Source organism: Methylotenera sp., from assembly GCF_029945535.1.
Classification (GTDB): Bacteria; Pseudomonadota; Gammaproteobacteria; order Burkholderiales; family Methylophilaceae; genus Methylotenera.
Map to the genome: position 1 here is coordinate 434,235 of NZ_JAQSCU010000010.1, position 23,540 is coordinate 457,774.

Consider the following 23,540-nt stretch of genomic DNA (forward strand, 5'->3'; position numbering starts at 1 on the left):
AAAAATTATTCCTTATATATCAAATATATACTGCGTCATAATTTTTTATTCGCGCCTTGTCTAACTTAGAAACTTGAATAAATAGAGATGCCAAAAACTTTAATTTCATTAAGAGTTTATTAAGGAAAATTGCTATGGCTAAAACATCGAGTTTCTTTACCAGTCTTTCAGCTGGGCGCCTTGCGGTTATTGGTGTTCCGTATTTCTGGTTTTTATTGCTTGCGGCTATCCCACTACTCATTGTGCTTAAAATTAGCCTGTCTGAAATGGAGTCAACTAGCATTTCAAACATGATAGATTGGAGCCATGGTTGGCCTAGGCTGACTTTAAATTTTGCCAGTTATCAGTTTCTTGCTACTGACTCGCTTTACATCAAAACATATATATCCTCCATTAAATATGCCCTGATTACCACTTTGTTATGTTTAGCCATTGGCTATCCATTTGCCTACTACATGGCGCGCTCACCTAAACATATGCAACCGACCTTGTTGATGCTGATTATGTTGCCGTTTTGGACATCATTTTTACTCCGTATCTATGCTTGGAAAACTTTATTGGTGAGTAACGGCGTCATCAATAACATACTTATCAGCATGCATATTATTGACACTCCAATTGAGATGATGAACAACTCATTTTCCTTGTTGTTAGGTATGGTGTATTCGTACTTACCGTTTATGATTTTGCCGCTATACGCTAATTTATCTAAGATGGATATGCGCTATCTAGAAGCCGCGTCTGACCTTGGCACCAGCCCATTTAAAGCGTTTTGGCTGATTACCGTACCGCTTTCAAAAGCGGGCATTATTGCAGGTTCAATGTTGGTATTTATTCCGGCAGTGGGTGAATATGTGATTCCTGAATTACTAGGCGGCTCAAGCACCTTAATGATAGGTCGCGTGCTATGGGATGAGTTCTTTAGTAATAATGACTGGCCAATGGCATCAGCCGTGGCGGTAGTGATGATATTGCTAATATTAGTGCCAATGGGTATTTACAATAAAGCGCAAGCTGAGCAAATGGAGGGTAAATAATGAGCCAGGCATCTAATAAAGTATTTGCTAAAGGTTGGATGATTGCGGTCTATTTGTTCTTATATTTACCCATCATCACGCTGGTCGTATTTTCATTTAATGATTCAAAACTTGTGACCGTTTGGTCGCACGCGAGCTTTCGCTGGTATGAGGCGCTTGCACAAGATTCTGACTTGATTTCAGCAGTGCTGCTATCGCTAGAAATTGCAGGCTTGTCTGCGTTAATGTCAGTGTTTTTCGGTACGTTTACCGCGTTTTCTTTAAATCGTTATAAGCGTTTTCAAGGACGTACACTGCTGACTTCTATGTCCAGCATGCCTTTGGTCATGCCAGATGTGATTGTGGGTTTGTCCTTGTTATTAATGATTGTTTCTGTGCAAAATTGGCTGGGTTTTCCAGAACGTGGATTGTTCACCATTTTGCTAGGTCATGCATTATTAGGCACGGCTTATGCCGCGGTAGTAGTCACCTCACGTTTACGTGAAATGGACAGTAAATTAGATGAAGCAGCAATGGACTTAGGTTGTAAGCCTTTGCAGGTGTTTACTTTAGTCACTTTCCCTTTGTTAGTACCTGCGTTAGTTTCTGCATTTTTACTGACATTTACACTGTCGTTTGATGATGTGGTGTTGTCTTCATTCTTGTCTGGCCCTGGCTATTCAACTATGCCGATGGTGATTTTCTCACGCGCCAGATTAGGCTTGAACCCAACCATTAACGCCGTTGCAACTGTGACGATTGTCGTGGTCACTATTGCGGTGATTGCCTCAAGCTTTTATACCTCGCACCAAGAGCGCAAACGTAAACGTGAAGAGGCGGAAGCCTACAGTGATAGCAATAAATAAAACCTCTAGGAGGGGCTTGTAACCCCGAAACTATGGTGCAATTATTGCCATCGTTTTCGCGGTCACAGACCGCTCCTACCAAACGAAACCAAACAAAAAATCAAACCAAGCCAAGCTAAGCAGAAAATCATGTCAATTCAATTAAAGCATTCCGTATTACTCAAAAATAATCTTACCTTGCTCGCTGGGCAATGGGAGAGTGCAGATTCAGGTGAAACGATAAGTGTCACTAATCCTGCTACAGGCTTAGAGGTGGCTAAAGTGCCGCTTATGGGTCGCGCCGAAGCTGAGCGCGCGATTGTGGCTGCTGAAGCTGCTCAAAAGTCATGGAAAACGCTCACAGCGGCCGCACGTGCTGCCATACTCAAGCGCTGGTTTGATTTGATTATTCTGCACAAAGAAGATTTGGCGCAATTACTAACTGCTGAGCAAGGTAAGCCGCTAGCCGAAGCGCGCGGAGAGGTGAATTACGGCGCAAGCTTTATTGAATGGTTTGCCGAAGAAGCTAAACGTGTCTATGGTGAGACAATCCCTGCGCCTATGGGCGACCGTCGTTTATTGGTACTAAAACAACCAATTGGTGTAACAGCCGCCATTACGCCATGGAATTTCCCCATTGCAATGATTACCCGTAAAGCGGGACCTGCGCTTGCTGCTGGTTGCAGCATGATAATTAAACCTGCTGAACAGACACCTTTATGCGCCATTGCTTTAGCCGTATTGGCTGAAGAGGCTGGCGTGCCTAGCGGCGTGTTGCAAGTGATTACAGGCGATGCACGCCAAATCGGCGCAGCCTTTTGTGAAAGCCCAGTAGTCGCCAAGCTTTCGTTCACAGGGTCAACGGAAGTCGGACGTATCTTAATGCGTCAATGCGCTGATACCATTAAAAAGCTATCTCTTGAATTGGGTGGTAATGCGCCATTCATCGTGTTTAACGATGCTGATTTAGATGCGGCAGTTGAAGGTGCCATGATTAGTAAATACCGCAATGCTGGGCAGACTTGTGTTTGTTCAAACCGCTTGTTTGTGCAAGAGGGCGTGTACGATGCGTTCGCCAAAAAACTTGCAGTCAAAGTGGCTCAGCTCAAAGTGGGTGCGGGTACTGAAGAGGACGTAACCCAAGGCCCATTGATTGATGATGCAGCTATTGAGAAAGTCGAAAGCCATGTGGCAGATGCCGTTGCCAAAGGCGCAACGGTGATACAAGGTGGCAAGCGCCATACTTTAGGCGGTACATTCTTTGAGCCTACCGTGCTAGCAAATGTAAGCGATGATGCTCTAATTTTTAGCGAAGAAACCTTTGGTCCTGTGGCGCCATTATTCCGCTTTAAGACAGATGCAGAAGTCATTGAATTAGCAAATCGCACTGAGTTTGGTTTAGCCTCTTATTTCTACAGCCGAGATATTGGCCGAATCTGGCGCGTAGCAGAGGCGCTTGAATATGGCATGGTAGGCGTAAACACTGGCATGATTTCCAATGAAGTTGCACCTTTTGGGGGCATTAAGCAATCAGGTCTGGGTCGCGAAGGTTCGCATCACGGCATTGATGAATATCTAGAACTGAAATATGTATGTATGGCGGGGCTATAACATGACAGAGATTAAAATTGATTGGCATGAAAGAGCGAAAGATTTAAGAATTGACGGACGTGCTTTCATTGATGGCGAACGTGTGGATGCACTTGATGGCAGTACCTTTGAATGTTTCTCACCGATTGACGGTCGCAAATTAGCCGATGTTGCCAGCAGTAAAGCGACAGATGTAGATCGTGCCGTTGTTGCAGCACGTGCTGCTTTTAAAGATAGACGTTGGGCTGGCTTATCTCCTCGCGAACGCAAGCAAACGATGATACGCTTTGCTGACTTGGTATTAGCACACAAAGCGGAGTTGGCCTTATTAGAAACGCTGGACATGGGCAAACCTATTTCTGCAAGCTTGAGTGTAGATGTTAATTCCGCTGCAAATAGTTTGCGCTGGTTTGGTGAGGCGATTGACAAAGTCTACGATGAAATTGCACCAACGGCAGACCATACACTAGCCATGATTACGCGCGAGCCAATTGGCGTAGTTGGCGCAATCGTGCCATGGAATTACCCGATTTTAATGGCTTGCTGGAAGATTGCACCCGCCTTGGCTTCAGGCAATAGCATCGTGCTTAAGCCTTCTGAAAAGTCGCCACTTACGGCGCTAAGACTTGGTGATTTGGCGATAGAAGCTGGTATACCCAAAGGAGTGCTGAATGTAGTACCAGGCTTTGGCCCAGAGGCAGGAACGCCGTTAGCGATGCATATGGATGTTGACTGCATCGCCTTTACAGGCTCAACAGGCGTGGGTAAGAAAATCCAAATCATGGCAGGGCAAAGCAACCTCAAGCGTGCATGGTGCGAACTAGGTGGTAAATCACCCAATATCGTATTTGCAGATTGCAAGGATTTGGATAAAGCTGCTGCGGCTTCCATAGGTTCTATTTTTTACAATCAGGGCGAAAGCTGTAATGCGCCTTCGCGTTTGCTGATTGAGCGTTCAATTAAAGATGAGTTTGTTAAAAAGCTACTGAATAATTTGCCTGATTATCAACCAGGTGATCCGTTAGATGCCAATACCACCATGGGTGCGATCGTGGATTGTGGACAAATGGAAAATGTACTGAAATACATAGAAAGTGGTAAAGCCCAAGGTGCCAAGCTTCGCGCTGGCGGTGAACGTGTATTAAGTGAAACGGGTGGTTTTTACATTAGCCCGACCGTGTTTGATGATGTGACTAATGACATGAAAATCGCCGCTGAAGAGATTTTTGGCCCAGTGCTTTCAATCATTGTTTTTGATACAGAAGAAGAGGCGATTGCTATCGCCAATGACACAGAATATGGTCTTGCTGCAGCTGTTTGGACACAAGACCTGACGCGCGCGCACATGGTGTCACGCGCCCTGCGCGCAGGTACGGTGCATGTGAATAGTTATGACGAAGACGATATTACTGTGCCTTTTGGTGGTTATAAACAATCTGGTAATGGTCGTGATAAATCTCTACATGCATTGGAAAAATATACTGAGCTTAAAACGACTTGGATACGATTAATTTAATACGATAAAACTATAGTTATAAAAACCTACAGTTACAAAAAACTAGATGTAAGGACGAGAACATGAGCAACACAACAATCACCAATCAAGATCTACACAACAGACGTTTGGTCGCCACGCCACGCGGCATAGGCGTGATGGCCAACTTCTTTATTGAGCGTGCGCTTAACTCTGAGGTATGGGATGTTGAAGGTAAGCGTTATATCGACTTTGCAGGTGGTATTGCTGTATTAAATACTGGGCACAGACACCCAAAGATAGTGGCTGCTATTGAAGCGCAACTAAAACAGTTTACCCATACTTGCTACCAAGTGCTGCCGTATGAAAGCTATGTCACATTGGCTGAGCGTATTAATGCGTTAACACCAGGCAAACACGCTAAGAAAACCTGTTTTTTCTCAAGTGGTGCAGAAGCCCTAGAAAACGCTATTAAAATTGCACGTGCAAGTACTGGACGCCCAGGCATTGTTGCCTTTGCTGGCGCATTTCATGGCCGCACGATTATGACCAGCGCGATGACAGGCAAGGTTTCACCTTATAAAATCGGTTTTGGGCCATTCCCCGCTGAGATATATCACATACCATTTCCAATTGATTTGCATGGTGTCAGCGTTGAAGATTCTATCAATGCGTTGCACTTGCTATTCAAGGCTGATATTGATCCTAAGCGCGTTGCCGCAATTGTGATTGAGCCCGTGCAAGGTGAGGGTGGCTTTTATGCCGCGCCACCAGCTTTAATGCAAGCGTTACGCAAAGAGTGCGATGAGCATGGCATTTTGCTGATTTATGATGAAGTGCAAACTGGTTTTGGTCGTACTGGTAAGTTATTTGCGGCAGAACATTATGACGTGATACCAGACATCATTACGATGGCAAAAAGCTTAGCCGGTGGTACTACTTTATCTGCGGTTTGCGGTAAAGCTGAAGTGATGGATGGTCCTGCACCGGGTGGTTTAGGTGGAACTTACGCAGGCAACCCATTAGCCATTGCAGCCTCTCACGCAGTACTGGATATTATTGAAGAAGAAAAGTTAGTTGAGCGTGCGAATGTGTTGGGCTCGAAACTCACTGCACGTCTTAAAGCCGCGCAAGCTAAAGTGCCTGCAATTAAAGATGTACGCGGCTTGGGCTCTATGATTGCCGCTGAGTTTTTTGATCCAATTACCAATGAGCCGTCTATGGATGCAGTAAAACGTGTGCAGCAAGCGGCGTTAGCTGAAGGCTTGATACTGCTGACTTGCGGCGTTTATGGTAATGCCATTCGCTTTCTGTATCCATTGACAATTCAAGACGAAATATTTGATGAGGCGCTTGATATTATTGATAGAGCATTGGCTAAAGCTTGATTTCAGCAAGCTAATTCTGTGAATTAGTGGGTACGCTACTCCAAAGAAGCAACGTACTCGCTATAATAGAATTCAAATCAGCGTCAATTTTTACTGAGTTAATTTTTACCGTATTAACTTTTACTAAAGTATTCTAGGCTTCTCATATGCAAATCCAAACCATTAAAACCACTGCTTTTAACGATCAAAAACCTGGTACTTCAGGCTTACGCAAAAAAGTAAAAGTCTTTCAGCAAACTGGTTATTTAGAGAATTTTGTACAAAGTATTTTTGATACGCTTAATGTGCCAAATAATGCCACATTAGCGCTCGGTGGCGATGGTCGTTATTTTAATCGTCAAGCAATTCAGATTATTGTTCGAATGGCAGCAGCTAATGGCTTTGCTCGAGTGCTTGTTGGTCAAGCGGGTATTTTATCTACGCCAGCTTGCTCACACATTATTCGTAAATACAAAACATTTGGTGGCATCGTCTTGTCAGCCAGTCATAACCAAGGTGGTATCAATGGTGACTTTGGCATTAAATATAACATCAGCAATGGCGGCCCTGCACCTGAAAAAATCACTGATTCTATCTATGATTTAAGTAAAAAAATCATAGAATATAAAATCGCTGATTTGCCTGAAGTTGACGTCGATACATTAGGTCAATCGATATTCAACGATGGAAAATTTACTGTAGAAGTCATTGATGCGGTTCAAGACTACGCAGATCTGATGCAAGAGCTATTTGATTTTTCAGCTATCAAAAAGTTACTTTCAAGTGGCTTTAAAATGCAGTTTGACGCCATGCACGCTGTGACTGGTCCTTATGCGCAAGAGATTTTTGCTAATCGTTTAGGTGCTTCAGAGTCTAGCTTAATGAATTGCATTCCTTCAGAAGACTTTGGTGGTGGTCACCCAGACCCAAATTTAACCTACGCTGAAGATTTAGTGAAAATCATGTTTGCAGGTGAAAGCTCACCAGACTTTGGTGCGGCCTCAGATGGCGATGGCGACCGCAATATGATTCTAGGTAAAAACTTCTTTGTTACACCTTCTGATAGTCTCGCTGTTCTTGCTGCAAATGCAACCCTAGTGCCAGCATATGCTAACGGCATTGCTGGCGTGGCGCGCTCAATGCCTACTAGCGGCGCAGTTGACCGCGTGGCAGCTAAACTAAATATCCCTTGTTATGAAACACCAACAGGCTGGAAATTCTTTGGCAATCTGATGGATGCAGGCAAAGTCACTTTATGTGGTGAAGAAAGCTTTGGCACCAGCTCTAGTCATGTACGCGAAAAAGATGGTTTATGGGCAGTATTGTTTTGGCTGAATGTATTGGCGAAAAAAGGCATGTCAGTTGAGCAAATTCTGATGTCGCATTGGGCAGAATTTGGTCGCAATGTGTATTCACGTCATGACTACGAGGCCATCCCAACCGATGCTGCCAATAGCGTCATCGCACATGTTAAATCGCAATTTACTAGCTTGCCTGGCCAGTCATTTGGCGGATACAAAGTGAAAACCTGTGATGATTTTAGCTATCATGATTCCATCGATGGCTCTATCAGTAACAATCAAGGTATTCGTATATTGTTTGAAGATGGCTCGCGTATAGTGTTTAGATTGTCTGGTACAGGCACAGAAGGCGCGACGATACGTATTTATTTAGAAGCTTTTGACCCCGATGTGAAAAATCATCATTTAGATGCACAAGTGGCATTGGCTGAAATGATACAAATCGCGTTGAAGATTTCTGAGTTGAAAGAACGAACTGGTCGCGATACGCCTACAGTGATTACCTAATTTTACTCTAGGAGCGGCGATGCGTCGCTCCTAAAAAGTTAATCTACCTGCTTAATCGTCATCTCGCCTTTATAAAGCCTAACATCCATACGGTTTAGAAACGACATGCCGAGTAGCACGTCGCCATCAAGCCCAGGTGCAATCATTGCTGATACATCCTTGGCGTCCACGCCGCCTAGTTTGACGGAATGCAAACGCACCATATAGCCAACGCTATCGCCATTAGCCGTATTGGTGCGGATGGCGTCTATGCTGCTCAATTTAAGTTTGTCTGCAATATTCTGTGAAATTGCAACACCAGTGGCGCCAGTATCAACCAGCACATTGACTTTTTCACCGTTGATAAGTGCTTCCGCTCGATAATGGCCATCTAGACCACGCTTTAATACGACCGTGCTATTCTCACCTAAGCGGTTAATTTTATTAGGATTTTGAATGTTATCCGACAAGTAATAGATAGTGCTTGCTAGCGCTATCCAAATGGCGGCTATAAGAATAGTATTTTTAGACATACTATTCTTATTGGGGCTAATTAAGCCGTTGCAATAGGCTTAAATGCAATCGCGACTAATGCAAAGTAAGTAAGATGGTGCAGAAGTTGATCGAAACCCAATAAAATCCAAAACCACTCGCTATTATCAGGCTTAAGGTCGTAGCGTTTACCCGCATTCATTTTTGCCCAATCAATATGGTAATGAATTGCGGCATCTGCTAGTGCGTATACCCACGCACCTGCGCCTAGCCAAAAGGCAAAGATGATGAATGTACCAGCACCATGCAATGCTGCATGCGCTAAGCCGCCAGCATGACCGTAAGTGCCTTTATTGCGATACATCCACGGGTTAGCTTGCAATGGAAAGTCGCAGATAAAGTGTTTTACAAACAAGAATATTAAGGCCTCGAGCATATGAATTAAGCTGAAAATTATTCAGCTTCGTCAATCCAAGCCAGTTGTATGGCTTCTAATATTTTTTCACCGCAATGCTCTGGTAAGTCATTAAAGCCATCAAGCGCCATTACCCATTCCATTAAATCGGTAAAACGTACTGTTTTCGGATCAATATCTGGATGTGTATCGTAAAGCGACTCGGCGATTCTTAAGCTGTCGGTCCATTTCATGTGCGTTATTCCAAAGATGATTAAGTTAATTTATAGCTTATTTATATTATAGCTTGCTACAAGTAAGCAACTAAATCTTTTGCCTTTAATCTTATTGCTTGCGCGTGTTAAAATGCGCAAACATTTTTTTCATTAAAATAATCTAGCATTTGGAAAACTAAAACCATGTCGCAAGCACCATTTAACTATACAAATACCCTAAACAAAGCTGATCCAGCCTTAGATGCCATGATTAATAGCGAAGTTGTTCGCCAACATGAGCATATCGAGTTGATTGCTTCTGAAAACTACACCAGCCCAGCAGTGATGCAGGCGCAAGGTTCACAGTTAACTAACAAGTACGCAGAAGGTTACCCAGGCAAACGTTTTTATGGTGGTTGCGAGTATGTAGACCAAGTTGAACAATTGGCTATTGACCGCTTGAAAGCTCTGTACGGCGCAGAATATGCCAACGTGCAGCCACATTCAGGCTCACAAGCTAACCAAGCGGTTTATTTCTCTATTCTAAAACCAGGCGATACCGTGATGGGTATGAACCTTGGCCATGGCGGTCACTTAACCCATGGTTCACCGGCTAACTTATCAGGCAAACTTTTTAACATTGTGCCTTACGGCTTAAATGATAAAGAGGAAATTGATTACGATGAAATGGAGCGCATTGCAATTGAATGCAAACCAAAATTGTTAATCGGTGGCGCATCTGCTTACGCGTTGCGTTTTGACTGGACACGCATGGCTGAAATCGCTAAAAAAGTGGGCGCTTATTTTATGGTAGATATGGCGCATTATTCAGGTTTGATTGCTGCTGGCGTATATCCAAACCCAGTGCCACATGCAGATTTTGTGACTTCAACAACACACAAAACTTTACGTGGCCCACGCGGCGGGATTATTTTGGCTAAAGCTGAGTTTGAAAAATCATTGAATTCAAGCGTATTCCCAGCTTTGCAAGGTGGTCCATTAATGCACGTGATTGCGGCTAAAGCGACAGCATTCTTAGAAGCCTCTCAGCCGGAATTCAAAACTTATCAAGCGCAAGTAATTAAAAATGCTCAAGCAATGGCTGAGGCCTTAGCTGCGCGTGGTTTACGTATTATTTCAGGCCGCACAGAATCACATATGTTCTTGGTAGATTTGCGTACAAAAGGCTTAACAGGCAAAGCTGCAGATGCTGCACTTGGTTTAGCACATATCACTGTGAACAAAAATGCGATTCCTAACGACCCAGAAAGCCCATTTGTGACTTCTGGTATTCGTATCGGCGCACCAGCGATTACTACACGCGGTTTTAAAGAAGATGAAGCGCGTCAAGTGGCGAACTTGATTGCGGACGTGTTGGATAATCCGGCGGATGAAGCAGTGATTGCGGCGACTAAAGCTAAAGTACATGCTTTAACTGCTCGTTTCCCTGTTTACGCAGCTTAAATATTGGCCATATTGAATGCGGTTAAATAAAGTAAAACAGTCTAACTTTTCTAATAAGAAGGTATTTATTGGTGGCCTGTTTTTCTTTATTTTGGGTTTTGGACTTTTAACTTATGACGTTTATGGCCTTATCAATAAGTCTAATGTGCTTTTTGCATACCCTAAAGGTAATGTTAGTTACTCACTAAATCCAGTGATATTCTGGATTAGCGGTGTTTTTTGGCTCTTTGTAAGCTTGGCTATTACTTTTGCGGGAGCAAAAATAATTTGGTTGGTTGGCACTAGGCAATTACCTGCCAATAATGGAAATTAAACCAATATGAAATGTCCTTTTTGCGGTGATGCAGATACACAGGTAATCGATTCGCGCGTCAATGACGAAGGCGACTCTATACGCCGTCGCCGCAAATGTGGTGCTTGCGATAAGCGTTTTACTACTTATGAAACGGCAGAGCTGCACATGCCGCAAGTGGTGAAAACCAATGGTACGCGTGAGGAATTTAATCGCGAAAAATTGCGCCTATCCTTCACACGCGCATTGCACAAACGCCCAGTGCCTACGGAATACGTAGACCGCGCATTAGATAGAATCTCACAAAAATTACTAAGTTTAGGTGAACGTGAAATTCCAGCCAGAGATTTAGGTGAAAGCGTGATGCATGAGCTTAAGTTGATGGATAAAGTCGCCTATATTCGCTTTGCATCTGTGTATCGTAGCTTTTCTGATGTTGATGACTTTAACGATGCCATTCGCGATTTGTAAGCCATTTGATTTGCATAATGCTAATGATTAGGATGTAAAACATGAAATTTATTAACTGGGCTACCATTCTTTTTACCGCATTTACTGTGTTGTTAACGATTGTGTTTTTCGGTTGGTGGATGATGAAAGATAGCATCGTTTTTGGCGATGAAAAATTCGACCAAGTGAAATGGATGCAAAGCGCGGCTACAATAGAAACAGATTGTAAGCGCGGTGATATGGCTTATGACTTGCAGCAGCATATATTATCAAAAGGTACCAGCAAAGACGCCGTGGGCGTGTTGCTTGGTCGCCCAAGCTACGAAGACGGCAATGCAGTAGAGTATGATCTAGGCAAGTGCATGCACGTTTATCATGGCTTACTGCTTTTCTTTGATGAAAATAATCGTTTAATTAATAGCCGTATTTCATCACACTAAATTAACTACATCGCTATTTGGTTAATCAAAAGATCTTGTTCTCAATAGCCGATCACACTTACATGAGCCTCGCACTGCGCCTAGCAGAGCAGGGCTTGTATACCACTCAACCCAATCCGCGTGTTGGCTGTGTCATTGTTAAAAACCATCAAATCATAGGTCAAGGTGCCCATCTTAAAGCAGGTGAGCCACATGCAGAAGTATTTGCTTTGCGTGAAGCTGGCACGAATGCTGTAGGTGCTGATGCGTATGTCACTTTAGAGCCATGTAATCACCATGGCCGTACACCGCCTTGTGTCGACGCCTTGATTAATGCCAGTGTGAAACGCGTAATCGTAGCGATGCAAGATCCAAATCCTCTAGTAGCGGGTAATGGTATAAAACGTCTCCAAGCACATGGCATAGAGGTTGAAGTAGGCTTAATGGAGGCTGAATCTAAGTCATTAAACCTTGGTTTTATTTCGCGGATGACTTCTGCCTTACCTTATGTGCGTTGTAAAGTCGCAGCGAGTTTGGATGGTCGCACGGCACTTAATAATGGTAAAAGTCTGTGGATTACTGGCGAGCCAGCAAGGCTGGATGTGCAACATTGGCGCGCGCAGTCATGTGCAATCGTGACTGGAATTGGTACTGTGCTTACAGACAACCCAAGCATGAATGTGCGCTTGGAAAATACAAGTCGCCAGCCGTTACGAGTGATTGTGGATAGCAGCCTGCAAACGCCTACAGATTGTAAAATGCTTAATTCCGAATTGCTTTCAATCAGCCCTTTACTAATAGCTTATGCGCAAGATGCAAATGATAAAGCTGCGGCATTAACTGCAACTGGCGCGCAGTTATTACATTTACCTGATGGACGTGGGCGTGTAGATTTGCAGGCTTTGCTTGCCAATCTAGCTTCACGTGGTGTCAATGACGTGTTGCTAGAGGCAGGGCAGGGGTTGAATGGTGCGTTTCTGCATGCTGGTTTGGTGGATGAGTTTATTTTTTACTATGCACCTAAACTGATGGGCGCTGATGCCAAGGGCATGTTTGCAATTCCAGTGCTAATCGAAATGCAGCAAGCTACTGACTTACAGATTTTTGATGTGCGTCAGATCGGCCAAGATATTCGTGTGCGTACAAAACCAGTCAAAAGCAAACTTTAGAGGCTTATTTCAACCAGCATGCTTATAGATACTCATTGTCATCTTGATGCAGCCGAATTTAATGCTGACCGAAACGATATTGCCTTGCAGGCTTTGCAACAAGGCGTTTCAAGCATCGTTATCCCCGCTGTGGCACGAGATAATTTTGATACTGTTATTCAGGTATGTCAAAAACACAAACATTGCGTCTATGCGCTTGGTATTCATCCTATGTATGTGAATGATGCTACTTTAGAAGATATTGAAACACTAAAGACTTACATCGTAGAAAATAACCCAGTGGCGATAGGTGAAATTGGTCTCGATTACTTTGTGACTAATGCTAAAAACAACCCAGATCACATTGAAAAGCAAATCCACTTTTTTACCGAGCAGCTTAAAATCGCCAAACAACAAAATTTACCTGTGATTTTGCATGTTAGAAATGCGATTGACGATATTTTAAAGTATTTACGCCGATACCAAATCAACGGTGGTATTGCGCATGCGTTTAATGGTAGCTTTCAACAAGCTGAGCAGTTTATTGCACTTGGTTTTAAATTAGGTTTTGGCGGGGCGATGACTTATAGCCGCGCTTTAAAGATTCGAGAGCTTGCAAGCAAGTTGCCATTAGAGTCTATCGTTTTAGAAACGGACTCTCCAGATATCCCTCCTGCATGGGTAGGCGCAGAGGGGAGAAATACCCCGCTAGAACTCAGTAAAATCGCACAGGTTTTAGCTGATTTAAGGCAGGTAAATATGGCGCAAGTGCTTGATATAACTAGCGCCAACGCCCTAAAAGTTTTGCCAAAACTAGCTGACTTATACACACCACCTAATGTGCTACTTTAAGTATTTGTAAAAACCCTTATAAAACAATGTGATTAATTTAAGTGTTTGATTTGTATGGGATTAATAATAGGTTAAAATTTAAGCGATTTGAAAAAAGCCTTATAAATTGGTATGTTACATTTTCAAGTCACAGTTATTCACAAAGTTATCCACAGATAATGTGGAGAGTATTTTTTCTTTCAGGGAACTTTTTAAAAGTCAACTTTTGAATTCATAATTTATGATAATAAATAATCAAAAATTTCGCACAATTTGGCCTAATGATGGTATGGCTGCTGGTAGCCGATCTGTATCAATTATTGACCAAACAAAATTACCTCATGCGTTTAAGATTGTTGAAATTATCAACATGCCGCAAATGATTGTTGCGATTAAAACTATGCAGGTTCGCGGTGCGCCGTTAATCGGTGCGGCTGCCGCCTATGGTATGGCGTTAGCGATGCAGAATGATTACAGTGACGAGTATTTACAGCTTTCCGCTAAGCAGCTAATACAAAGCCGGCCAACAGCAGTGAATTTGCGCTGGGCAGTAGAGCGTATTACGCAATTTCTATTACCAATGGCTACAGAGCTGCGTTTGGATGCAGCTTGGACGGAGGCCGCAAAAATTTGCGATGAGGACGTTTTGCTTAATCAGGCTATTGGTCAGCACGGCTTGAAATTAATCCAGAGTCTGCATAGCCATAACTTAAATAAACAGCATAGTCGTCAATTGAATATCCTTACGCATTGCAACGCTGGTTGGCTAGCCACTGTGGATTTCGGCACTGCACTTGCGCCTATCTACGCGGCTCACGATGCGGGGCTTAATGTGCATGTGTGGGTTGATGAAACGCGCCCACGCAACCAAGGTGCAAGCTTAACGGCTTGGGAATTAGCGCAGCATGGCGTTCCGCACACGGTGATTAGTGATAATGCAGGCGGTCATTTAATGCAGCATGGTCAAGTCGATATGGTGATCGTCGGCGCTGATCGGGTGACAAGTGCGGGCGATGTCTGCAATAAAATAGGGACTTATTTAAAAGCACTTGCGGCATTTGATAATCATGTGCCATTTTATGCTGCGGTGCCATCGCCAACGATTGATTGGACTATGCTAAATGGCGTGCAAGAGATAGAAATAGAAGTGCGCGATGGTCGTGAAGTGGCTTGGATGACGGGTATGCTAGCCTCTGGTGAAGTGGCAGAGGTGAATATTTTACCAGCAAACACTAAAGTGGCTAATCCTGCGTTTGATGTTACGCCAGCGCGCTTGGTGACTGGTATTATTACGGAGCACGGCGTATTTGCGCCTAGCCTGCTAAGAAATATTCTGAAATAAATAAAGCATAATACAAACTATGCAAAACAAACGTGAACAGCTCTTACACATTAGCCAGCAACTGGTAACCTTGGGCTTGAACCGCGGTACTGCTGGCAATGTCAGTGTGCGTGCAGATAGTGCCGATGGACAAGCAGGTTTTTTGATCACGCCTTCAGGTTTGGCAGTCGATAAGATGTCGTCATCAGACATGGTGTGGATGGATTTTTCAGGTAATGCGACTGGCGTTCACCCGCCATCAAGTGAGTGGCGATTTCATCAAGATATTTTGTACCAGAAGCCGCAGGTGAATGCTGTGATTCATACGCACAGTATCTATGCCAGTACATTCAGCACTTTTCGCAAAGATATGCCATCATTTCACTACATGATTGCGCTTGCTGGCGGCGATAGTATACGTTGTGCGCCTTATGCATTGTTCGGCAGTCAGCAGCTTTCAGATAATGCTATTGAAGCACTAAAAGATCGCAAAGCCTGTTTGCTAGCGAATCATGGCATGATTGCAGTGGGCGAAACTTTAGAAAAGGCGCTCGACATTACTCAAGAAGTAGAAACTTTATGTGAGCAATATTTACTCGCCTTGCAAGTCGGCGAGCCGCACATTTTAAGTCGGCAAGAAATGTTGGATGTACTTGAGAAATTCAAGACTTATGGGGCTTGGTCTGATAATTCGGCTGAGGCTTCAAATGTGACTCGGTCTGGTGGAAAGTAGTTAAAAAATAAAATATATAAAATTACAAGTAAATTAATGCATTTTTATTTTGGATAACGTTTTGTGAGGCATCTGTTTTGCGGTAAAATCTTATCCCGTCTGAAACAAATAATAAGTGCCTTTCCATGACCAAATATGTATTCGTAACCGGCGGTGTAGTTTCTTCTCTTGGTAAAGGCATCGCTGCCGCTAGCCTTGGCGCTATCCTTGAATCGCGTGGCATTAAAGTGACCATGCTCAAACTTGATCCATATATTAACGTTGACCCTGGCACAATGTCGCCATTTCAGCACGGTGAGGTGTTCGTCACTGATGATGGCGCTGAAACCGATCTGGACTTAGGCCATTACGAGCGTTTTATTTCACAGCGCATGGCTAAACGTAACAGTTTTACCACCGGCCAAATCTACGAAACAGTGATTAAAAAAGAGCGACGTGGCGAATACCTCGGAAAAACCGTACAGGTGATTCCGCACATCACTGATGAGATTAAAAATCACATCAAACGTGGCGCTGAAGGTGCTGATGTTGCGATTATTGAAGTCGGTGGCACAGTGGGCGATATTGAATCATTGCCGTTCTTAGAAGCTATTCGTCAAATGGGTTTTGAAGAGGGCCGTAACAATGCATGTTACGTGCATTTGACTTTATTGCCGTGGATTCCAACCGCAGGTGAGCTTAAAACTAAGCCTACACAACACTCAGTAAAAGAGTTGCGTCAAATCGGTATACAGCCGGATATTCTGTTGTGCCGTGCTGAACGCGAAATTCCAGAAGATGAAAAACGTAAAATTGCCTTATTTACCAATGTGGCTTTTGAAGCGGTAATCAGCGCGATTGACTCAGATTCTATTTATAAAATTCCAGGGCTTTTGCATGAGCAAATGATGGATGAAATAGTTTGCCACAAGCTAAACATTTTGGCTAAAGCAGCTGATTTGACTGTGTGGAAAAATATTGTCACACGCATAGAGAATCCAAAAAATACGGTCAATATTGCCTTTGTAGGTAAATATGTCGATTTAACTGAGAGCTATAAATCGCTCACAGAAGCTTTGATTCATGCGGGTATTCATACCGAATCTAAAGTTAAAATCAACTATATTGATAGTGAAGAAATAGAGAAATCGGGCACGGATATATTAAAAACGATGGATGCGATTTTGATTCCGGGCGGTTTTGGTGTGCGCGGTACAGAAGGTAAGATCGCTGCAATTCAATATGCTCGCGAAAATAAACTGCCATACCTTGGCATTTGTTTAGGTATGCAATTAGCTGTTATTGAATTCGCCCGTAACGTGGCTGGTTTAAAAGGTGCTAATAGCACTGAGTTTAATGCAGAAGCGCCATACAAGTTGATTGGCTTGATTGACGAGTGGAAAGATGCCAGCGGCAAAATTGAAAAACGTGATGAAAATTCAGACCTTGGTGGCACTATGCGTTTAGGCGCACAAGCTTGCCCAATCGTACCAAATACCATGGCTGCAGGCATTTATGGTGCGCAAGTGAATGAGCGCCATCGCCATCGTTATGAAGTGAATAACAATTACGTAGAGCAACTAAAAACAGCTGGTTTGGTGATTTCTGCCAGAACACCGACTGAAGAATTGTGTGAGATGATAGAACTACCAAAAGCTACTCACCCTTGGTTTGTGGCAGTGCAATTTCACCCAGAATTTACTTCTAACCCACGGTCAGGCCATCCGCTATTTACCGCTTATGTGAATGCAGCATTAGCTCACAAAGGCGTTAAGTAAGTTTTATAAGTAACACAGTAGATAACACGTATAAATCATTACAGATTCTCTATTTAGAATCACTAAGTTAAAAACTAATTTGTATATTTAGGAGTAGTCATGAGCGCAATTGTAGATATTATCGCCCGCGAAATTTTAGATTCTCGTGGTAACCCAACTGTAGAGTGTGATGTATTGTTAGAAAGCGGTGTCATTGGCCGTGCTGCAGTGCCGTCAGGCGCTTCTACAGGCGCTAAAGAAGCGATGGAGTTACGTGATGGTGACAAAAGCCGCTATTTAGGTAAAGGCGTTCTTCAAGCAGTTGAGAACGTAAATACCGAAATCACAGAAGCTATTATTGGATTGGATGCTGAGGAGCAAAGCTTTATCGATAAAACGTTGATTGAGCTTGATGGCACGGAAAACAAAGACCGTTTAGGCGCTAACTCTATACTCGCAGTTTCTATGGCTTGTGCGCGTGCTGCGGCTGAAGAAAGCGGTTTACCTTTGTATCGCTACTTAGGCGGCTCTGGTGCGATGCAATTGCCTACACCAATGATGAACATCATCAATGGTGGTGCGCATGCTGATAACAGTGTGGATATGCAAGAGTTTATGATTATTCCAGCTGGCTTGCCTTCATTCCGTGAAGCGATGCGTTGCGGTGCTGAAGTATTCCATCAATTGAAAAAAACGCTACATAAAAAAGGTTTAGCAACAACTGTCGGTGATGAAGGTGGTTTTGCACCAAATCTACCATCTAACGAAGCTGCTATCCAATTGATTCTAGAAGCGATTTCGGCTGCAGGTTACGAGCCAGGTAAAGATGTGTATTTAGGTCTAGATTGCGCAAGTACTGAGTTCTATAAAGATGGTAAATATCATTTAGAGTCAGAAGGTTTATCACTAACTTCAGCACAATTTACTGATTATTTAGCGACTTGGGTTGATAAATACCCAATCATCAGTATTGAAGATGGTATGGGTGAGTTTGACTGGGATGGTTGGAAAATATTAACTGACCGTTTAGGTAAAACTACGCAATTGGTGGGCGATGATTTGTTTGTGACTAATACTAAAATCTTGCGTGAAGGCATACAGCGTGGTGTTGCTAACTCAGTGTTGATTAAAGTAAACCAAATTGGTACTTTGACTGAGACTTTCCAAACGATCGAGATGGCTAAACGAGCTGGTTACACTGCCGTTGTGTCACATCGTTCAGGTGAGACAGAAGATACTACAATTGCTGATATTTCAGTGGCAACCAATGCACTGCAAATTAAAACAGGTTCATTGTGCCGCTCTGAACGTATCGCTAAATACAATCAATTGTTGCGCATTGAAGAAGAGTTGGGCGATGCATCTAGCTATGCGGGTATCGGTGCTTTTTACCAATTATTCAAGTAATCTCTGCTTGAATGCCATTGTAATTTTAAAGTAATAAGTGAAAGCCTTAACGCTCATATTCGTTATCCTCATTGCCTTGCTGCAGTATCCGCTGTGGCTAGGTAAAGGGAGTTGGTTGCGGGTATGGGATTTAAGTCGTCAGCTTGCCACTCAGCAAGAAAAAAATAGTGCTTTAAAAGCACGTAATGAAACATTAGATGCTGAAGTGCGTGACTTAAAAAGTGGCCGTTCAGCCATTGAAGAGCGCGCTAGAAGCGAGCTAGGTATGATTAAGCAAGATGAGGTTTTTTATCAAGTGCTTGATAGTTCAGCTTCCGCTCAATCAGCTCAACCGCCTAGTCAAACATCCAATCTTGGACAAGTTCCAAGTCAAAAAGCAACACCTAGCAAAGATACCGTAATGCAACGCACCACCAGTGCCAAAGCCTTACCATAACTAATCTTTAATGATAAGTGATGTGACCTAATGCAAAACAGACACAAACTTATTCTTCTCATCACGCTGATATTACTTTCTGGCTTCTCATTAGTCTCATTTTTGATGTATCAGGTTTCTAAGCAATCTATCCATGAAGCCATCACTGTCAATGAGCTACCACTGACAACCGACAGCATTTACTCGGAAATACAAAAAGACCTCATTAAGAGTATTAACATTTCTGCCATGATGGCAACCAACACTTTTTTGATAGATTGGCTGCTACAAGGTGAAAAAGATGATCAAATAGTTAAAAAATATCTGCAAGAAGTGAAGCAGAATAGCCATGCATTCACTAGTTTTTTCGTCTCTGAGGCAACGCGTAATTACTATTCGGCAAGTGCAGAAACCAAAAAAGTGCAAGAAGCTGTGCCAGCAGACGCTTGGTATTTTCACGCTAGAACAATAAGCGAGCCTTATGAGTTGAACGTGGATGAGGATGCTAGATTAGGAAATCAGCTTACAATTTTTGTCAATTACCGTGTGCTGGACAGTAGTAAGCGATATTTAGGCATGATAGGCGTAGGTATTAATTACGATAGTGCACGTAAACTTTTAGAAAACTACGAAGTGCGTTTTAAGCGGAAAGTTTACTTCGTGAGTGATACGGGAAAAATCGTGCTTGCCAGCGATGTAGAAAGGCCGTTGGGTAGCAATGTAAAAGATACCCTGGGGATAGCGCAGATTAACTTTAATGCACGCGATCAAGCCACACACAGCTATGCTTACGACCTAAAAGATACGCACCATTTGGTGAACGTGCGTTACATTCCGGAGCTAAATTGGTATTTGTTTGTCGAGAAGAACGAAACTGAAGCGACGGAAAATATTACCAACTCATTGTATCGCAATTTATTATTGTGTTTGGCGGTGACGGGTTTGGTGGTTGCGCTCACCAATGTGGCGCTTAAGCGCTATCACTTAGAGGTGGAAAGCGCCGCCGCGATTGATAAGCTGACTAGTTTACCTAATCGAAAAGCGTTTGATATTGGTATGAGCGTCATATTGCAGGAAAGCGAACGTAATAAAACCGATGTAGGTATTATTTTGCTCGATTTAGATCATTTTAAAAGTATCAATGATCAGTATGGACACATTGCTGGTGATCAGGTACTTAAAAACGTGGCAACTACATTAAAATCCACAGTGCGTGCCGCAGACTTTATTAGTCGCTGGGGTGGCGAGGAGTTTTTGATTGTAGTACGTGATTGCGGTACAGGAAATTTATTGTCGCTGGCTGAGAGTATTCGCAGCGCAATTGAACTTAAGGGTGACATGCATAATAAGCTAAGCATTAACGTGACAGCCAGCTTAGGTGTAGCTTTAAGATCCTATGGTGAAGAACTTGAGCATCTAATCGGTCGTGCAGATAAAGCCTTATACCAAGCAAAAGGTGCAGGCCGTAATCAGGTAGTGCTGGCTAGTTGATAAAGCTGGCAGCTTGAATCAGCTGCCAGCATTGCCTAATCGGCTGAATCTAATGAGTATGGTAGTTGCTTGATGCTCAAAGCGATGTTGTTCCAATAAATATCGCCAAGCGTTAAATTCTCTAATCTACACTCCACTAACACAACAAACCCTGCTTCAAGGGCTGGCGCGCAGCGCACAATCTTACCAATGGCTTGTTGATTAGTATCCATGACATCATCACCTATGGCGGGGCCGCCATCACTAGCAATATGTGCTAGCTGGGTGCGACGTTTTACTTTACCTAAATAATGCGTACGTGCCACAATTTCTTGCCCTGTGTAGCAGCCTTTTTTGTAGTTAATGGCGCTTAGTGCATCTAGATTCAGCATCTGCGGTACGAATTCTTCTTGGGTACTCGGATAAACATCTGGAATGCCAGCTTGAATTTCCAGCCACTCCCAGCAAGCTTTGCCAACTGGTTTGCAGTCCTTCTTCAAGGCTTGCCATATAGCTTTTGCTTGTTCTGTATTGCCAATAATTTGGTAGCGCGGTATGCCTGCATTAGGCATGCAAATGATGGTGCCATTTTCAGTACTAGCACTTTCATAGGCAAGCTTGGGAACTGTAGCAAAAAACGGGGCAAGTAAATCTGCAATGTTATTGCCGCTCAAGCCGATTTTGACTGTACTGTCTGATACATCATTGATTGTTACTTTTGCGCGCATCACGTGCATTTTCAGACGCTTGGCGATAGGTTCGAGCAGCTTTTGGTTGAATTCTAAATGTAGCTTTTGATTATGTGAAAAAGCAAAAAATAGCGCGAGTAAGCGTCCTTTAGGGCTGCAGTAACCTGTGTAATGGGCATGATTGTCAACGATTAATCGTACATCATTGGTGACTTGGCCTTGTAAGAAAGTAACAGCATCATCACCGCTGACTTCTAACAAGCCTAGATGTGATAAATCACAAATAACATTTTGATTCTGCGTGCATTGCAGCTCATTTTCTATATTACCGAATGAAGTAATTGTTTCGTTATTAAACACTGCGCCTTGAATGAATTGATATTCTTGCCAGTCATTGTTTGCCATGTGGTACTCTTTTATTTAATGAATTTTGTAAATTGAACTAAGTATATTATATCTTGAAGCCTATCACCCTTATATTCAAGCCCTCGAGTAAGTTAGCAGCATTACTCATATTAGCAGGGTTATTTTTTAGTTTTATGCTTATATTGACACCAATTCCGTTTAGTTTAAGCGTTACCTTACTGTTGCTAATGCTGGTGTCGACTAGTTATTTTGTCATGCTTGATGGGCTGTTAAGCCTGCCGAGGTCTTGGAAGTTATTGCGGGTAAATATGGCGGGTGAGTGTCATTTAAAACAAAAAAATGACGAGAATTTTGTGGTGCATATCATGCCAGATAGCTTTGTCAGTGCTTACTTAACGGTTTTACATATTGTTCCAGAAGAATATAGATGGTTCAAGGTTTGGCAAAATCGCTATATTTTGCTGTTGCAGGATAATATCGATGCCGAGTCATTTCGTCAGCTAAGAGTGTATTTGCGTTGGCATAAAAATTCTGTCAATCATCATGTTGATTTATCTGATTAACAGAATTTTATTTTATTAATTGATGTGGTTATCGTGCGCGATTGCTAGTTCGTTTTTAGTCTGTTGTCTTCTAATCGCATTTTTTCTGTAAAGCCTTAGCACTTCGCCAATTTGCTTAATTGGGTGTTTGCTAAAGTAGGCGGCTAATAGTAATAAGCCAGCTAAAGAAGCCATTACCCAACTTAAATCAAATGGCGCAACATCACGACGTGCAGGTTTTTGATTTTTCATAGCGTCTAATATGGTGTGTACATTGCCACCATCCACATAAGTAGAGCCGACTTCTTTAGCGATACTTTTCATATATTCTGAGTTGAGTTTTGAAATAAAGCGATCCTGCTCACCACCCGCCACATTGTCATCTCTGACGCCCAGATTAGATTCAGAAATTTGTGCAATACCAGGTTGCAAGGCAAAGCTTTCATTTGACCAGTAACCAATCAGTTGATTTTTATCACTGAGCTTTGGAATTGACGCACCTTTTTCAGAGCCAACACCAACTAGCAACCAGCCGTCAGCCCCTTGAAAGTTAGTCAGATCTTTAGTGTTGAAGGCATGCAGTTTAGGCGCTTCTTCGCCATCGGTAAAAAATACGACTTGAGCTGTTTCTGGGAAGCTACGAATGGCTCTAGTGATGCTGAACATACCTTCACGAATGCGGCTGTTGCCTGACCAAGCGGTTCTCCAATCAAGATGGTCGATGGTGTCTTGAATTGCTGCAAAGTTTTCACATACCTCAATTGGGTTGTATAGTGCAGCAACGCTCACACCAGCAAATAAGCCCACGCTGACTTTTGTACCGCATGGCAGCGAAGAAACAACCTCATGCAACATTTTTTGTGTATGTGCCATACGTGAGGCAGGTTTACCATCTATAGTCGTGTCGATGGTATTCATACTTTGTGTAATATCAGCAACTAATAAGTAGGTGTAGATATTATGTTTAACTGGCACAGTAATATGACACATTGCCAGTATTAGCATGAGCAATGCGCCGCCTAAAAGTGCAGAGTCGCGATGTGTTTTAAAGTAAGCGATAAGCTTTTTCATTCAATA

Annotated in this window: 24 protein-coding genes; 19 read left to right on the forward strand and 5 right to left on the reverse strand. The window is 42.9% G+C overall.

The features are described from left to right. Positions 1-134 precede the first annotated feature (134 nt). The 6 genes from PSU72_RS05110 to PSU72_RS05135 all read left to right on the forward strand — a co-directional run bounded on the left by PSU72_RS05110 (position 135) and on the right by PSU72_RS05135 (position 8,100). On the forward strand, positions 135-1,037 hold the full coding sequence (locus PSU72_RS05110; RefSeq protein ID WP_300431250.1) for an ABC transporter permease: 903 nt from the start codon (positions 135-137) through the stop codon (positions 1,035-1,037). Continuing rightward, complete coding sequence (locus PSU72_RS05115; protein WP_300431252.1) at positions 1,037-1,882, forward strand: ABC transporter permease subunit; 846 nt, start codon at positions 1,037-1,039, stop codon at positions 1,880-1,882. The genes PSU72_RS05110 and PSU72_RS05115 overlap by 1 nt, the downstream gene beginning before the upstream one ends. Before the next feature lie 129 nt (positions 1,883-2,011). Then, on the forward strand, positions 2,012-3,472 hold the full coding sequence (locus tag PSU72_RS05120; RefSeq protein ID WP_300431253.1) for an NAD-dependent succinate-semialdehyde dehydrogenase: 1,461 nt from the start codon (positions 2,012-2,014) through the stop codon (positions 3,470-3,472). A 1-nt stretch (position 3,473) separates the two neighbouring features. Next, the gene (locus PSU72_RS05125) at positions 3,474-4,967 is read left to right on the forward strand and encodes an aldehyde dehydrogenase (protein WP_300431254.1); all 1,494 of its coding nucleotides are present in this window, start codon (positions 3,474-3,476) and stop codon (positions 4,965-4,967) included. A gap of 62 nt (positions 4,968-5,029) precedes the next feature. Further along, positions 5,030-6,313 carry a 4-aminobutyrate--2-oxoglutarate transaminase gene (gabT, locus tag PSU72_RS05130; RefSeq protein WP_300431255.1) on the forward strand — a complete coding sequence of 428 codons (1,284 nt, stop codon included), beginning with the start codon at positions 5,030-5,032 and terminating at the stop codon, positions 6,311-6,313. Positions 6,314-6,459: 146 nt separating this feature from the next. Then, positions 6,460-8,100: an alpha-D-glucose phosphate-specific phosphoglucomutase gene (locus PSU72_RS05135; RefSeq protein WP_300431256.1), complete on the forward strand. Its 1,641-nt coding sequence runs from the start codon at positions 6,460-6,462 to the stop codon at positions 8,098-8,100. A 38-nt stretch (positions 8,101-8,138) separates the two neighbouring features. On the opposite strand, the gene PSU72_RS05140 is transcribed toward PSU72_RS05135, so the two are convergent. Genes PSU72_RS05140 through iscX form a run of 3 tightly spaced genes read right to left on the reverse strand, consistent with a single transcriptional unit; the run spans position 8,139 to position 9,219 of the window. Further along, positions 8,139-8,612 carry a retropepsin-like aspartic protease gene (locus PSU72_RS05140; protein WP_300431257.1) on the reverse strand — a complete coding sequence of 158 codons (474 nt, stop codon included), beginning with the start codon at positions 8,610-8,612 and terminating at the stop codon, positions 8,139-8,141. A 20-nt stretch (positions 8,613-8,632) separates the two neighbouring features. After that, positions 8,633-9,007 (reverse strand): DUF3307 domain-containing protein, encoded by a 375-nt coding sequence (locus tag PSU72_RS05145; RefSeq protein WP_300431258.1) that lies wholly within the window; start codon positions 9,005-9,007, stop codon positions 8,633-8,635. 17 nt (positions 9,008-9,024) lie between these two features. Then, positions 9,025-9,219 (reverse strand): Fe-S cluster assembly protein IscX, encoded by a 195-nt coding sequence (gene iscX / locus PSU72_RS05150; protein WP_013147775.1) that lies wholly within the window; start codon positions 9,217-9,219, stop codon positions 9,025-9,027. Between the two features lie 165 nt (positions 9,220-9,384). Here iscX and glyA point away from each other — a divergent pair, with 165 nt between their 5' ends. The 12 genes from glyA to PSU72_RS05210 all read left to right on the forward strand — a co-directional run bounded on the left by glyA (position 9,385) and on the right by PSU72_RS05210 (position 20,887). Continuing rightward, positions 9,385-10,644, forward strand: coding sequence for a serine hydroxymethyltransferase (glyA, locus tag PSU72_RS05155; RefSeq protein ID WP_300431259.1), 1,260 nt, complete (start codon positions 9,385-9,387; stop codon positions 10,642-10,644). Positions 10,645-10,660: 16 nt separating this feature from the next. Beyond that, on the forward strand, positions 10,661-10,957 hold the full coding sequence (locus tag PSU72_RS05160; protein ID WP_300431260.1) for a hypothetical protein: 297 nt from the start codon (positions 10,661-10,663) through the stop codon (positions 10,955-10,957). A 6-nt stretch (positions 10,958-10,963) separates the two neighbouring features. After that, positions 10,964-11,407, forward strand: a complete 444-nt coding sequence (gene nrdR, locus PSU72_RS05165; RefSeq protein ID WP_013147777.1) for a transcriptional regulator NrdR — start codon at positions 10,964-10,966, stop codon at positions 11,405-11,407. Positions 11,408-11,448: 41 nt separating this feature from the next. Beyond that, positions 11,449-11,826: a hypothetical protein gene (locus PSU72_RS05170; protein ID WP_300431261.1), complete on the forward strand. Its 378-nt coding sequence runs from the start codon at positions 11,449-11,451 to the stop codon at positions 11,824-11,826. A gap of 62 nt (positions 11,827-11,888) precedes the next feature. Further along, positions 11,889-12,974, forward strand: a complete 1,086-nt coding sequence (ribD, locus tag PSU72_RS05175) for a bifunctional diaminohydroxyphosphoribosylaminopyrimidine deaminase/5-amino-6-(5-phosphoribosylamino)uracil reductase RibD (protein ID WP_300431262.1) — start codon at positions 11,889-11,891, stop codon at positions 12,972-12,974. A gap of 18 nt (positions 12,975-12,992) precedes the next feature. Next, positions 12,993-13,805: a TatD family hydrolase gene (locus PSU72_RS05180; protein ID WP_300431263.1), complete on the forward strand. Its 813-nt coding sequence runs from the start codon at positions 12,993-12,995 to the stop codon at positions 13,803-13,805. A gap of 220 nt (positions 13,806-14,025) precedes the next feature. After that, positions 14,026-15,126 carry an S-methyl-5-thioribose-1-phosphate isomerase gene (gene mtnA, locus PSU72_RS05185; protein WP_300431264.1) on the forward strand — a complete coding sequence of 367 codons (1,101 nt, stop codon included), beginning with the start codon at positions 14,026-14,028 and terminating at the stop codon, positions 15,124-15,126. Between the two features lie 19 nt (positions 15,127-15,145). Continuing rightward, complete coding sequence (locus tag PSU72_RS05190) at positions 15,146-15,838, forward strand: class II aldolase/adducin family protein (RefSeq protein WP_300431265.1); 693 nt, start codon at positions 15,146-15,148, stop codon at positions 15,836-15,838. Positions 15,839-15,963: 125 nt separating this feature from the next. Continuing rightward, positions 15,964-17,595, forward strand: a complete 1,632-nt coding sequence (locus PSU72_RS05195; RefSeq protein WP_300431266.1) for a CTP synthase — start codon at positions 15,964-15,966, stop codon at positions 17,593-17,595. A 99-nt stretch (positions 17,596-17,694) separates the two neighbouring features. Continuing rightward, complete coding sequence (gene eno, locus PSU72_RS05200) at positions 17,695-18,981, forward strand: phosphopyruvate hydratase (RefSeq protein ID WP_300431267.1); 1,287 nt, start codon at positions 17,695-17,697, stop codon at positions 18,979-18,981. 37 nt (positions 18,982-19,018) lie between these two features. Further along, complete coding sequence (gene ftsB / locus PSU72_RS05205; protein ID WP_300431268.1) at positions 19,019-19,417, forward strand: cell division protein FtsB; 399 nt, start codon at positions 19,019-19,021, stop codon at positions 19,415-19,417. 30 nt (positions 19,418-19,447) lie between these two features. Next, positions 19,448-20,887 (forward strand): sensor domain-containing diguanylate cyclase, encoded by a 1,440-nt coding sequence (locus PSU72_RS05210; RefSeq protein WP_300431269.1) that lies wholly within the window; start codon positions 19,448-19,450, stop codon positions 20,885-20,887. A 35-nt stretch (positions 20,888-20,922) separates the two neighbouring features. Here PSU72_RS05210 and PSU72_RS05215 read toward each other — a convergent pair whose 3' ends face one another. Further along, entirely contained in the window at positions 20,923-21,960 is a 1,038-nt protein-coding gene (locus tag PSU72_RS05215) for a folate-binding protein (protein WP_300431270.1), read from the reverse strand. Between the two features lie 53 nt (positions 21,961-22,013). On the opposite strand from PSU72_RS05215, the gene PSU72_RS05220 reads away from it, so the two are divergent. After that, positions 22,014-22,484 (forward strand): protein YgfX, encoded by a 471-nt coding sequence (locus tag PSU72_RS05220; RefSeq protein WP_367186079.1) that lies wholly within the window; start codon positions 22,014-22,016, stop codon positions 22,482-22,484. Between the two features lie 15 nt (positions 22,485-22,499). Here PSU72_RS05220 and PSU72_RS05225 read toward each other — a convergent pair whose 3' ends face one another. Then, the gene (locus PSU72_RS05225; protein WP_300431272.1) at positions 22,500-23,534 is read right to left on the reverse strand and encodes a VWA domain-containing protein; all 1,035 of its coding nucleotides are present in this window, start codon (positions 23,532-23,534) and stop codon (positions 22,500-22,502) included. Between the last annotated feature and the right edge of the window lie 6 nt (positions 23,535-23,540).